The 13,831-nt window shown below is 40.4% G+C and carries 12 protein-coding genes; 10 read left to right on the top strand and 2 right to left on the bottom strand.

Annotated features, from left to right (window positions below):
* Window positions 1-472: 472 nt before the first annotated feature.
* From FCN14_RS07665 to FCN14_RS07640, 6 genes are all read left to right on the top strand, one after another.
* Window positions 473-853: a hypothetical protein gene (locus tag FCN14_RS07665; RefSeq protein ID WP_138430612.1), complete on the top strand. Its 381-nt coding sequence runs from the start codon at window positions 473-475 to the stop codon at window positions 851-853.
* Between the two features lie 372 nt (window positions 854-1,225).
* Window positions 1,226-1,876 carry a helix-turn-helix transcriptional regulator gene (locus tag FCN14_RS07660; RefSeq protein ID WP_138430611.1) on the top strand — a complete coding sequence of 217 codons (651 nt, stop codon included), beginning with the start codon at window positions 1,226-1,228 and terminating at the stop codon, window positions 1,874-1,876.
* A 166-nt stretch (window positions 1,877-2,042) separates the two neighbouring features.
* Window positions 2,043-2,660, top strand: coding sequence for a hypothetical protein (locus FCN14_RS07655; RefSeq protein WP_138430610.1), 618 nt, complete (start codon window positions 2,043-2,045; stop codon window positions 2,658-2,660).
* Window positions 2,597-4,045 (top strand): prenyltransferase/squalene oxidase repeat-containing protein, encoded by a 1,449-nt coding sequence (locus tag FCN14_RS07650; protein ID WP_171032841.1) that lies wholly within the window; start codon window positions 2,597-2,599, stop codon window positions 4,043-4,045. The genes FCN14_RS07655 and FCN14_RS07650 overlap by 64 nt, the downstream gene beginning before the upstream one ends.
* Complete coding sequence (locus FCN14_RS07645; protein ID WP_138430608.1) at window positions 4,023-4,478, top strand: hypothetical protein; 456 nt, start codon at window positions 4,023-4,025, stop codon at window positions 4,476-4,478. The genes FCN14_RS07650 and FCN14_RS07645 overlap by 23 nt, the downstream gene beginning before the upstream one ends.
* Before the next feature lie 43 nt (window positions 4,479-4,521).
* Window positions 4,522-5,796, top strand: a complete 1,275-nt coding sequence (locus FCN14_RS07640; protein ID WP_138430607.1) for a carboxypeptidase-like regulatory domain-containing protein — start codon at window positions 4,522-4,524, stop codon at window positions 5,794-5,796.
* Here FCN14_RS07640 and FCN14_RS07635 read toward each other — a convergent pair.
* On the bottom strand, window positions 5,768-6,031 hold the full coding sequence (locus tag FCN14_RS07635; RefSeq protein ID WP_138430606.1) for a hypothetical protein: 264 nt from the start codon (window positions 6,029-6,031) through the stop codon (window positions 5,768-5,770). The two genes, FCN14_RS07640 and FCN14_RS07635, sit on opposite strands and share 29 nt — an antisense overlap.
* A 181-nt stretch (window positions 6,032-6,212) precedes the next feature.
* Window positions 6,213-7,886: a beta-N-acetylhexosaminidase gene (locus FCN14_RS07630; protein WP_138430605.1), complete on the bottom strand. Its 1,674-nt coding sequence runs from the start codon at window positions 7,884-7,886 to the stop codon at window positions 6,213-6,215.
* Between the two features lie 393 nt (window positions 7,887-8,279).
* Here FCN14_RS07630 and FCN14_RS07625 point away from each other — a divergent pair, with 393 nt between their 5' ends.
* The 4 genes from FCN14_RS07625 (at window position 8,280) to FCN14_RS07610 (ending at window position 13,552) form a co-directional block, all read left to right on the top strand.
* A complete protein-coding gene (locus tag FCN14_RS07625; protein ID WP_138430604.1) occupies window positions 8,280-10,100 on the top strand; it encodes a sodium:solute symporter family protein in 1,821 nt (606 codons plus the stop codon).
* Window positions 10,101-10,304: 204 nt separating this feature from the next.
* Entirely contained in the window at window positions 10,305-11,282 is a 978-nt protein-coding gene (locus FCN14_RS07620; RefSeq protein WP_138430603.1) for an ROK family protein, read from the top strand.
* A complete protein-coding gene (locus FCN14_RS07615) occupies window positions 11,279-12,433 on the top strand; it encodes a carbohydrate-binding family 9-like protein (protein ID WP_138430602.1) in 1,155 nt (384 codons plus the stop codon). Before FCN14_RS07620 ends, FCN14_RS07615 begins: the two co-directional genes overlap by 4 nt.
* Before the next feature lie 21 nt (window positions 12,434-12,454).
* On the top strand, window positions 12,455-13,552 hold the full coding sequence (locus FCN14_RS07610; RefSeq protein WP_138430601.1) for a family 10 glycosylhydrolase: 1,098 nt from the start codon (window positions 12,455-12,457) through the stop codon (window positions 13,550-13,552).
* Window positions 13,553-13,831 lie beyond the last annotated feature (279 nt).

The following is a 13,831-nucleotide window of genomic DNA, read 5'->3' as shown; positions in this document are numbered from 1 at the left end:
AGCCGTTTACGCTCAACCGTCTTTCGTTAGACGATTTAAAGCCTCGCTCCCTGTTGGGAGCGAGGCTTTTTTATTTTCATGAGGTACTCGATGTGATGAGCTAGACAGTAATGCAATATATACAATAGCATTAGAATGGATTAATGTTGGTAACAGTACGGTGTTTGGTTTCTCTTGACCGTAAATATTGCAAAAAAGATTAAGAGAGATGCTATGTAAAACGTCTTTAATACTGTTTATCAAACTACAACGTTGATTCCTCTGAGAAGTTGGGATCCTGATACCTTAAACTGGAACTAAATGTGGAGGTTTTTTGGAATTCTTAAAGAGGGTAATTCTAATTTTGTTTTTTGTAACTGTTTCTATTGCTGTTGTTATGGCACAATCCAAAAATAAAGAGAAAGAAATACGATAAACGTTTTACTTAGAGCTGGGAGGAACCGGGGCATCTATCAGTTTTAATTATGACCGGATGTACAGTGAAAAGTTTGTTTTTAGAACAGTAATTGGTGTCATATTAAACTTAAGTGAGGATGAAATACTCAGTCGTTTTAGCCAACATGAAGTGCATTGGCAAACATATGGTATCTCGGTGCCGGTAATGAGTAGTTACTTAGTTGGTAAAGACAAGAAGTTCTTAGAACTCGGAGGTGGTGTTACATTTCAGTGGGTATCAGAAAAGCACACATTATCAGAACGATATAACAACTTTGAAGCAATACCTTCTTTGCATGTGGGATATAGACGTCAACCAGCAGGTAAAGGGTTTGTATTCAGGGTGGTAGCCGGACCACTTTTATATGATAATTTAATATTTCCTCATATTGGTCTCAGTTTTGGGTTTGTCAAGTAATACCGTGCTATACTTGGCAACACCAATACTTGATGATGTCTAATAGGGCAACGACTACTGCTAACTATTGTTTAATATTGGCTACAATATGTACCATTGTGCACTAAAGTAATTTAATGCTGTGTATATTCGAACGGACATTATTGGGCGAGACTTTTTTTATTGAGTTATAGCTCATTATTAGAAAAATCTATAACATCAGCTTTAGTAAGAATATAGCCGCTTAGTGCGTCATAAACGTAACTTGAAAAGCTAAACCTGTTGGTAGAATTGCTGTTTTCAGTGGAGTAACTATAAAAGCTGTAACATTTGTAGACTAGATATCTCTTGTAAATGAGTAAAGTTAGGATTGGATTAATCAGAGGGTTTTAAATGTCGGATGACCAAACTATCTACATTCGGATAAATGAAAGACTTATACAAGATCTGATGTCATCATATTTGAAAGATGAAGATTTTAGGGTATTGGGAGTAGGTCAGGAAGATACTGTCTCTGAGCAAGATATTATTGATCTGAAACCAGATATTATTATCGATGAGTATCAACAGTACCAGAATAGCAGTTTTAGTGCAATTACGGTTTCGGCTAAAGATAAGCACTCACCGGCTTTTGTGATTTTGGATAGATTTGAGGTGCTATCCAATCTTCAGAGTTTAATCTCTGACGGAATAAGCGGGGTGTTATTAAGAAATGATGATAAGGATACTCTGCTAAAGTGTTTGGATGCTGTATCAAAGGGAGAGTTTTATTTTAACTCTTATCTGCAGTTTGAGCATACAAACAATTTCGCGAACGAACGGAATATAAATGATATTCAACAGTTGACTTCAAGAGAAGTTGAAGTATTACAAGAGATGACCAAGTTGAAATCAAATGAAGAAATTGCCCAATCGTTATCCATTAGCCATAAGACAGTTAAAAATCATAGATATCGCATTGGTAAAAAGTTGGGTCTGAGTGGTCGTGGGGAGTTATTACGTTATATATTGAGAAATAAAAAAGCATTGAATTTATCTACTTAGTGTAATGGATGGGCAAAATTTTAAACATATTGTTACTTAAGTCTCAATAAAAATGAGCCTTTTAGACCTATTTACATTTAGGAAACAAAATCCTCTCTTGTAGTTAATTCATTAAAACAGAATATAGCGATCAAAAAAATTTACGCTATTTGGCTAGGGGAGCTTTATGAAACAGTGTAACACATGGACTGCATTTTCAAAATTTATATCTGGCTTAGATATCCCGGAAGCGATTAAAGAACAAGAGGGAAATAAAAAGTTACAGGTCGATCATCAATTCTACTTGGATCTTTTTTCTATGTTGAGTCCGGCCTTTCCAAATGTTGACCAAGTTGTTGTTGAGCGCTTGTCTTTGGCAGGCTATCTATATTTTCGAACAACATTACTATTAGACCAACAGTTTGATACGGTTTCTGACAACACCAATACTTCGTCGATAAAGCGAATGATGTTATGTATGGCGTATCATGAACGGTCTATTAAAGAGTTAACTCAAGTATTTGAGAGTAATCACCCGTTTTGGGAAGAGTTTGATGTTATTAAGAAACGGTATTTAGAAGCTAATATGCTTGAAAAGAAGCTCTCAAAAGAGCAGCAATTCTTTACTGAAAAATTATTTGAGCAATTAGCCGAAGGCAAGTCGGGATTAAGTATTGCTTCGGTGTTAGCCCTGTGTTCGGTTAATAACAACTTTGATACAGAGAAGTACTGGAACGCTCGTTGCTGTCTTTTCATACCGGCTTCCAGCTTTTTGACGATATTGATGATTTTAAGCAGGATATGAAGAGCGGGCAGTGGACCTATGCTATTTACCGCGTTGAAAAATTTATTGAGCAAAATATTGAACATGATCAGATACTTGCCCCCGCTACAAAGAATAAGTACCTGTTTGTCTCGGGGATTGCCAGTAAGCTCCTGAATGAAGCCAAGGATTACTACCTGAAGGCAATGGCTCTGGTTGAAAAGATCCCCGTGGATAAGTATAAATCACGTATCAAGAGTGAGATTGAGAGATGTGATAAGTTGTTGTGGGAAATTGAACAGCTTTTACTTAAAACCCGGCAAAAGGCGAACAGGAATGGGGCATTCAAGAATAACTCTCCTCTTAAAAAGGTTCACGAAAAGGATATTGAAAATGCCATTGAGGATGGAGTTACATATTTAAAAGAGACTCTTGATGAATCTAACCGGTGGTCTGACTTTTTAACAAATGCTGGCCTGGGAAGCGGTTGGATTACGAACTACGTGTGCTATCAGCTGCATGAAGCCGGACTGGCCCAAAAGTGTGTTGAAGACGTTAGCCGCTCTTTGATTGAAGATGAAGAGTCGCTTGGCGGATATAACGATTTTATGATCCGGGATGGCGATTCACTTAATTTTATTATTGGCATAAATCCTTTATTGCCGCAGGAACAGCGAGAACGGCTCGTTGAACGCTGGCTGACCTTCCAAAGGGAAGACGGGGGATGGGGTACATATAATGATCCGGTTTTGTTAAGAAGAACTCTTGAGCTCCCTGAGGATGAGGACGTATCAGGATGGACGATTTCGCACCCCTGTGTTGCGGCGGTCGCAGCTTACATGCTAAAGGATTTGGATCAATATTCTGACGAGTTTGCTAACACAATATCATGGTTGGCGGAGCAACAGACTGCCGAGGGATATCTGCCGGCTTACTGGTGGACAAGCCCTGTTTATACCACTTCCTTTTTTGTAATGGCTGTTGCCGGGGTTGATAAGTATGCCAGGCAACAGCAGCAGGCTCTGCAATGGCTGGCTGCATATCAAGAGACCGATGGAGGATGGGATTCTGCTATAGAAGGGGCAAATTCCAATGCCTTTTACACTGCACTTGCATTAAAAGCTTTGCTCCTCAGTTACCCGGAAAAGTATGAGCAGCAGATTGAAGGGGGAATACATTGGCTTTTAAATCATCAGTATGAAGATGGAAGTTGGCCTGTTTCAAGAATATTGAAGCTGCCGGCGCCTGATGTAAAGGATCCGTCTTCGGTGGCACGCTGGCGAAAAAGTTCATTTGGAGTCAATATTCTGGTGGATGATCATCTCGGTAATTTCTCAACGGCAACAGTAGTTAATATGCTTGCTTGTTATCAAAAACTAAAGTTAGAACCTATAGAGGGTGAGAATGAAAAAGTGGAAACAAATTAGCTTAGCATTTTTTTGCGGTATCATGCTGCCGTTAACAGTGGTTGGTCAGCAGCCGGATTGGGAGAGGTTAACCAAAGAAAAGTCTATGGAGTACAAGCTGGATCGGTATTCGGTCTACCAAACAGATTTTAGGTTCTCGGGAGATCTCTCTTATCCCATAATCAAAACGCCCTATGAAGGTAGAAAAAAGGGATACAAGAATTTTGAGGTAAATATTAATCGTCGTTTGGAAGAGGCTATAGATAAATCTTTCCAGGTGAAAAGGTCATCCGGCTTTTATCAACTGTTGATGTTGGTTGCCCCCTTTGTGAATAACCGATTCGAATTTGGGCATTACAAGGCCTTCGATATACCGATTATCAGCAGGGAGCAGTTGCGAAGCTGGTGTAAAACTCGAACTCTAACAAAAGAAATACAGGGCCGGTATTTTTAATGACCGGCTCTGTTTTTATTTCAACTTCAAACACTTATCGGTTATGCACAAGTTTACAATTGTTGTATTATTGATCACTTTTTCATTATCCGGTGAATTACTGTATGGACAATCAGTGATTACGGGCAAAGTTGTTGATCGGGAAACCGGTCGTTCCCTTCCCGCTGCAAATATTATGGTTCAAGACAGTAGTTATGGCACGGCATCCAACAGCCAGGGATCATTTTCACTTAAAACAGATAGCTTACCGCTAGATTTGGTTGTAAGTTTTGTGGGGTACCAAGAACAAAAAGTGAAGGTCACAGAGAAAAAGCACAGAGAACTTGTCATTAGCTTGAAACCAACAGTAGTTAGGTCAGAGCAAATTACGGTTACCGATAATTTTGAGATCAATTTGGTAGAGAAAGCGATAGACAAGGTGTTATCGAGGAAAGAACAGGTATTCGGCCACGCCTTTTACCGGCAGCTTACCCAGAGTGATTCGATTTATACTGAATTTGTAGAAACGTTTTATCACGCTGAACTCTCCTCGAATGTAATTGACCATTTAAAAGTAGAAAATGGCAGATATGCAGTCATCCCTTATGATAGTTTGAAGGCTACAATGTACAATACTAATTTTTCCATTTTTTCCAGAATGGAACTTGTTGATCAGTACCCATTTATTTCGACTTTTATTTGGCCACTTCGAGTAGATTCAAGGGATTATTATAACTTTTATGTGGAGAAAAGATATCACCAAGAGGCAGAGGATGCTATAGCACTCCGCTTTGAACCCAAAAAGAATATTGAGGGGCCAGCTTCCACTGGTACAGTGGTAATTACCGATAGCAGCCACACTATTTTAAAATTGAATGTACGAGTTAATGATGAAGATTATGACCCGGTTAACCCCGTTGCCCAAAAAGCGGAGACGCGAAATTCAATTCTTAATATTGAATTTTCAAGAACGACATTAAGCAATGATATTTTGTATCCAAATATGATAAAAGTCGACTTGTCATATGATTATATCAAAAAGAAAGGATTATTTGGCAGGACTGATTTCAAGCGGCGGATTCATTCACGGTCGTTACTGTTCTTTTATGACTATGAAGTAGATGGGTTATCACAATATTTAACCGAGAACTATTTTGAAGGTGAAAAGACTGATGCTTCAGATTACCGTTTGATTGATAAGGCTGATTATAATCCGGAATTTTGGAAAAACAATCCGATTATTCTGCGAACACCTGTCGAGAACAATGTTGTGAAATCATTCGAGAAGTATGGCTCTTTTGGTAAGATGTTTAATTCTGAATCAACAAGTAGAAAGTAATCAGTAGCAGACTCAAAGAGCAGGTAGCTGTAGCGTTGTTAATTCCGGTGTTAATTGTTACTGATGTTATTAGAGATCCACTTTCTTCCCCCTTCGAAGCGGGGATGATGAATTCGGCGTCAGCCGAAGATAAAGGGGGATGTTTCTCTGCCTCACAATCTTCCCCATTCCGTTTTAAAAGAGTACCAGTGGCTTCCCTTCTCCTTCCGGTCTCTGCACCCTTTTTGTTCTTCACAGCTAATTTTTTGGGATGGATACCGACTTTTTAAATGAACTCCTATCATAGATAAGCGTTCTTCTTCTTGCTTGCAGGGAGAGAATAGGGGTGGGGATGGAGTTGAAATTAAAAAAAATCGGGAGAGTGGACGAAAGAAAATCCCGGCTATCTTCTGATAGCCGGGTGTTTTAGAAGTCATTTACTGATTATCAAACTTAGGTATCTTGTTTTCATAATGTTTGGCAGCATTAACACCCAACACATCAAAACGATCAAAATGCACATGCATACGTCGCCAGAAGTCAGTCCAGTTTCTTTTACTATGGGGGGACCAAACTACTTCTGAAAGGGCAGAAGCACGGGGATAGGCCATATATTCCACTTTATCTCCACTGTGCATATATTCGGTCCAGATATTCCCTTGTGCTCCAAGGATATATTGTGCTTCTTCAGCGTTTAACTCTTCTGGTACCGGATCGAAGTTGTATATTTTTTCAAGGCTGATAAATCCACCAATAGCCAGTGGCTCCGTTTCTTCATCTGCCTGGTAATAATCTAAGTATACATGGCTGGTAGGCGTCATGATCACATCGTGTTTCTGTTTGGCAGATTTAATACCACCTTCCATGCCGCGCCAGCTCATGACGGTAGCATTCGGGGCCAAGCCGCCTTCCAGGATTTCATCCCATCCGATAATCTGCCGTCCATTTTTGTTGAGGAATTTTTCAATACGAGTGATGAAATAGCTTTGCAATTCGTGTTCATCCTCCAACTCTTCGCGCTGTATAACCTGCTGAGCAAATTCACTTTCCTCCCATTGTTTTTTAGGTGCTTCGTCGCCCCCGATATGGATATACTCGCTTGGGAATAGGTCCATGACTTCCGTTAATACATTTTTAAGAAAAGTGAATGTTTTTTCTCGCGGACAGTAGATATCTTCAAAAATACCCCATGTTGTTTTTACCTGGTAATCTTTGCCTTCTATACACCCGTACTGGGGATAGGAAGCAAGGGCAGCGGAAGCATGTCCGGGCATCTCAATCTCAGGAATAACCGTAATATGCTTCTTTTGAGCATATGCAACTACTTCCCGAACCTCTTCTTGAGTGTAGTATCCGCCATAAGTTGTAGTATCGTATACATTTGAAGTGTAATGGCCTACAAGTGTTGAATCTCTCCATGCACCTATTTCTGTAAGTTTAGGATACTGCTTAATCTCTATACGCCACCCCTGGTCCTCGGTTAGGTGCCAGTGAAAGCGATTCATTTTGTGCATGGCCATCAAGTCGATATATCGTTTTACAAATTCGACCGGGAAAAAGTGGCGTGCCACGTCGAGGTGCATCCCCCTATACTCGAAACGGGGATAATCGTGAATCTCCACTGCAGGAATATGCCATTCGGTATCTTGGGATACCAGTGTATAATCGGTTTGGTATATTTGTGGAGGTAATAATTGTAGTAGTGATTGTACTCCATAGAACAATCCGGTGGCGTTGGGAGCCGATAATTTGACCGACTCCTGAGTAACTGATAGGTGATAAGCCTCATCATTTTCATATGAGGTGGTATTGTCATCAATCGTAAATGAGATGCTGTTTGAAGCAGTAGAGTTTGAATTTTGGATACTGAGATCAAAACCGGTCGCTGAATCGATGGTACCTTTTAGCTGTTTAGCCACATCGAGAAGTGTAGAATTAGACTTGTCGGCGTAGATTGTTGTTTGTCTATCAATTTGAAATGTACCGGATTTTAACTGTAATGTAGCTGGCTCGGGAATAATATGAGGGGCTTGTTTTTGGGTATGTTCAACCGGTTGACAGGCACAAACTATTAAAGCTGAAAATGCAAAAAGTAGAATTCGTAATATCATAAGATTGATTTGGTTCACAATTGCCATCGTACATTAATAAAAAATGCCCTGTGATAAAAAAGCTTGGGAGCTTGTTTGCGGAAGCCCTAAAAAAATGTACTTGAAGGTATATGGGCGAGCTTTTGGGCAGGATTTTAACCTATTTTGTATGAGATATCGGTATGTGGACGAAATATTGGAACCGCTCCCAAAGGTTGTGAAATGGAAATAAATGGTAGTTAGAAGTAGATATTTTGTCTCTTATTTATAAAAATAGGGCTGCGAATGAACTTTGAAAGAAGGTTGGTTTCCATTGCTAGGTGATAGTTACAACCAAAACATTAGCATGCTATCCTTGGAGATTATTATTGTATCAGCCATATTAAACGATCTTTTTAATTAGAGTCTACATTTATGCTATTAGCCCCTATAGATTGGGCCATTATTTGTGCCTATTTACTTTTTTCACTATGCATCGGCCTTTGGGTGGCCCGGCAGGCCGGCAAAAATTCCACCCAGTTTTTTGCTGCAGGTAAAAATATGCCATGGTGGTTATTGGGGATCTCAATGGTAGCCACCACTTTTTCTACGGACACTCCTAATTTGGTATCTAATATTGTTAGAACCGATGGCGTATCAGGAAACTGGGTGTGGTGGGCTTTTTTGCTTACAGGCATGCTTACAGTTTTTGTATATGCAAACTTGTGGAAACGGTCGGGAGTACTTACCGATGTGGAGTTCTATGAGCTGCGATATAGTGGTAAAATGGCGGCTTTCTTGCGTGGGTTCCGGTCGATCTATTTAGGATTCTTTTTTAATGTTGTGGTGATGGCAACCGTATCACTTGCAGCAATTAAGATTAGCGGTGTACTGATGGGGCTTACCCCTGTGCAAACAGTGGTAATTACCGGGGTTGTTACAGTTATTTACAGTTCGCTTGGAGGGTTGAAGGGAGTGTTACTCACCGATTTTTTTCAGTTCTTTTTAGCAATAGGGGGTAGTCTTATTGCTGCTTATGTTGCGCTGGATCATCCCGAAGTAGGGGGGCTTGAAGGATTGCTCAATCATAAAGAAGTAATCACCCAGCTTAATATTTTACCTGATTTTTCAGATCCATCCCAGGCCATAGGTATTTTTATTATCCCATTGGCTATTCAATGGTGGAGCGTTTACTACCCGGGAGCTGAGCCAGGTGGCGGTGGATATATTGCTCAGCGAATGTTTGCTGCCAAAGATGAAAATAACTCGATTGCTGCTGTTTTCTTCTTTAACGCCGCACACTATGCGCTTCGCCCATGGCCATGGATTATTGTAGGTTTGTGTTCTATTATTGTGTTTCCTGATATTGCATCTATGAAAGAAGCCTTTCCAGATGCTGCTTCTGTTGCCGATAATGATATGGGCTATCCGGCAATGCTTACTTTTATTCCTACAGGATGGCTGGGGATTGTGGTTGCGTCGCTAACAGCAGCTTATATGTCCACAATTTCTACTCACCTCAATTGGGGGTCCTCATATTTGGTGAACGATTTTTATAAACGATTTGTCCGTCCGGAAAGCTCAGAAAAAGAATTAGTTAGGGTAGGACGAATTTCTACAGCGGTACTTATGATTGTTGCCGGGTCATTGGCATTATTCCTGCGTAATGCTCTGGACAGTTTTCAGATTATCTTGCAGATCGGGGCCGGAACCGGCTTACTCTTTATTCTACGCTGGTTTTGGTGGCGTATAAATGCGGCCAGTGAGGTTGCCGCGATGGTGATCTCTTTTCTAGTAGCTATGTATTTTCAGTTTGCTCATACTCATACAGGGTTGCCTGATTTAACGTCTTGGCAAGAGCTTATTGCAGGTGTGATTATTACAACGATCGGTTGGGTGTTGGTTACGTTATATACCCGGCCAACGGACAAAGAAACGTTGGTTAATTTTTGTGAGGTTGCACGACCTGGTGGACCTGGTTGGCAAAAAGTTATTGAAGAAGCCGAAGCTGAGGAAAACAATTTGGAACCACTTCAGGATGAAGCATGGCGGGTGCCCCAAGGAATCTTATGCATGGCATTAGGATCTGTTGCAATCTATGGAACCCTCTTTGCTACAGGGTATTGGATATACGGACGTTGGACATTGGCCAGTGTTATTACCATTGTTTCGATAGCAGCAAGTGTTTATTTATTTAAATCATGGAGAAAACTCATACAAATAAGACCGGAAGACGAAGAGTTATTTGAGGAATAATACTGACTAGAGGTAGTGTACAGGCTTTCTTAAAAGTATTTGGAGATAGGTATTGTACCACATTAGGTGGTTTATTAGAACCAAAGAGTATGAAATATGAAGTTTGGAAACGTTTCCAGTGGGTTTACTCTAGAAGAGTATTATCGAAAATAGTAACATATATGGGTTAATTTTTTTTAACACTAAGGTAAAACAGAAGCTATAATGCAAGATGGTGTGGTCGGCGTAGACTTGGGCGGAACATGGACAAAATTCGGATTGGTATCTGAAGAAGGGGGGCTTTTGGCTTATAATGCTATTCCGACCAATTCATCAGTAACATATCAACATTTTTTTAAGCACTTATTCGATCAAGTGATTCAATTAAAATCATCACTTGATGTCGAATTAAACTTAAAAGGAATTGGTATTGGCGCTCCTACAGGCAATTCTTGCCTGGGCACTATAGAGAGTGCTTCAAATTTAGATTGGAATGACAATGTTCCTGTTGTCAGTGTGTTAGAAGAGTATACCAATTTGCCTGCTTTTTTAGTCAATGACGCGAATGCATCGGCAGTGGGAGAGCTGCTATATGGTGCCGCACGTGGAATGGAAAACTTTGTTTCAATTACATTGGGCACTGGGCTGGGATGCGGTATTGTTGCCAATGGAAAGCTTGTAATGGGGAAGAGAGGTCATGCCGGAGAGATTGGGCACACTACTGTATATTATGATGGACGCACTTGTTCATGTGGGCGTCAGGGCTGTTTGGAAACCTATGTATCTGCTCCGGGTTTAGTAAGAACGGTACAGAAAATACTATCAGAAAAGGGAAACAAAAGCACACTCCGAAATATTACGTCAGCAGAAATGGATGCAAGGAAGATTACGGAAGCAGCACGCTGTGATGATGTAGTTGCACTAGAGGCTTTTGAGTATACCGGTAGAATTTTAGGATTGAAACTAGCAGATATTGTAGCTTGTATGAATCCCGAAGCGATAGTGGTATCCGGGGGATTAGCAAAAGCAGGAGATCTTATCTTAGAACCGGCAAAAGAAAACATGGAAGAACATCTGTTGGAGATATTTAAAAATGAAGTAGATATCCTGCCTTCCAGCCTTACTGAAAAGAACGCTGCAATTTTAGGTGCCGCTGCTTCAATCTGGCAAGAAATTAAAAAGAAAAAAACTCATCATGCATGAAAGTTAATATTCCAGCAACCAAGAAAATGAATGTTATACTGAAAAGCGACTCAATAGTAGCTTTTGTGATCTTGTTATTTCTCTTTGTTGAGATCGGGAAAGCGCAAAATGAAGCTCCTGCTATCAAATTTAATCCCAAAACATATGTTGCGCCCAAGGTTTCTAATCCGTTGACAATCGATGGTAGCCTGAATGAGAACGGGTGGCAACGGACAATATGGACCGACCCGTTTTTGGATATTGAAGGGGAGAGTGCATCAAAGCCGAGATATCGTACAACCGTTAAAATGTTATGGGATGATACCTATTTGTATATAGCTGCTCAGCTGGAAGAACCTCATGTTTGGGCAAGACTCAAAGAAAGAGATGCCGTCATATTTCATGATAATAATTTTGAGGTGTTTGTAGATCCTGATGGAGACACCCACCAGTATTATGAGCTGGAAGTGAATGCCTTGGGTACCTTTTGGGACCTGATGCTTACGGAGCCTTATCGTACAGGAGGGAAAGCTATAGATTCTTGGGATATGAGAGATCTAAAAATAGGTATTGATATTCAGGGCACGCTAAACAATCCTGCTGATATCGATTCGGGATGGACAGTAGAGCTTGCAATCCCCTGGAAAGACCTGGAAGAAGCCTCTAAAGATGGAAACCGTCCATCTGTTGGAGATCAGTGGAGAATTAATTTTTCGCGTGTAGAGTGGAAGCTTGAATCCGAAGAAGGGGCGTATCGAAAGGTGACAGATCCTGATACAAACGAACCTTTATCTGAGGATAACTGGGTTTGGTCACCGCAGGGGGTTGTAAATATGCATTATCCCGAGATGTGGGGCTATATACAGTTTGCTAAAGAAGTTGGAGATTCTTCCAGTTTGGATAAAGAAGAAAATATTAAGTGGTATTTGCGAAGATTGTATTATCAGCAATATCGTTATAAAAAAAATAAAGGTTCTTTTACTTCAGATCCGCAACACCTGAAAAGTCAATTCATAGCAGATGAGCTTGGTTTGACGAAGCAGTTTCCAGACTTCTCGATTGTGGCTATCAATAGTAGTATACACACCTTTGAAATACAGATCAAAGAGCCGGAAAGTGGGAAACGTTGGTATATTCGTGAGAATGGCAGGGTTTGGAGCACTGCACTATAACAGTAAAAAGAAGTGTTATTTATGGATAGAAAGACATTTTTGAAGTATACAAGTTCTACATTAGCAGGAGTCGCCAGTGGCTTTAACCTATCAAAAGCATTTGGTGGTCAGAAAGTTAGATTGCGAAATCATAAGCTGTCAAAGAATTGGGCATGGATAACAGAAACAGAGGGGTCGGTTGATGATTGGAAATACCGCTTGGAGAAATTAAAAAAGGCTGGTTTCGATGCTATATTACCGCAGAAAAATTTTGATACCATTATTCCGGCTGCCGAGAAGGTTGGGATCGAGGTACATGCCTGGTTGGTGAGTCTACAGCGCGGTAGTGATACGGAGGCTCAACAAAAGCATCCCGAGTGGTTTATGGTAAATCGGAAGGGGCAATCTTCATTATCAGATCCGGCCTATGTAGACTACTATAAATGGTTTTGCCCGTCGCGTAAGCCTGTACATGAATATCTCCGCGAAGAAGTGTCTGAGCTGTTGGCATATACAGAAATTAAAAGTATCCACCTGGATTATATTCGTTATCCGGATGTAATCTTACCTATAAGTTTACAACCCAAGTATGATATTGTACAGGATAAAGAGTACTCCCAGTACGATTACTGCTACTGTTCGGTATGTCGACAGCGATTTAAAGAACAGTATGGGACAGATCCACTGGAGTTGAAAGATCCTGCTCAAAGTCGGGAGTGGAAGCTTTATCGGTATAACCAGGTTACTACTTTGGTGAATAAGATCGCTCTTGATGTGCATGAACAAAATCGATTGCTTACTGCCGCCGTATTTCCTACCCCTGATATTGCACGTACCTTAGTCCGCCAGAACTGGCCCGACTGGGATCTCGATGCTGTTTTACCAATGATGTATCACAACTTTTACGATAAGGGCCTCTCATGGATTGCTGAAGCAGTAAAGGAAGCTCGAAATGAACTTCCTAAAACAACGGCTTTATATAGTGGTTTGTTTGTACCTGCAATGGATGAAAAGGAGTTGGCCCAAGCTTTCGAATATGCCATGGATGCTGGTGCCGATGGTATATCACTATTTACTGATACAGCAATGAAGGGAAAGCATTGGAAAAACCTGCGACGTGTTATCCAAAAGGGATCATAAAAGAAAGCATTGAGATGAAACGTTAAAAGGACATTCTTTAAAAAAAAGAAACTGATTCACTTTTCTGTATAACATCAATGGGAAAGGTATATCTGTTAAAAGTGTATTTAAAGACCGTAAAGATGCATTTCGGTTGTGGAAGCGGTTCCAAAGTAATGGGGATTCTTGCTATATGACAGAACCCTAGTTTTTTTAGAATTGTATAACATCGATGTGATTATGCATCTGATGTATTAGAGATTGGCACATGTAAATCAGAGAAGGATATCATTCATACAA

Origin of the sequence: Fodinibius saliphilus, assembly GCF_005869845.1 — a bacterium.
Lineage (GTDB): Bacteria > Bacteroidota > Rhodothermia > Balneolales > Balneolaceae > Fodinibius > Fodinibius saliphilus.
This window is presented reverse-complemented; position numbering and strand designations above follow the sequence as displayed.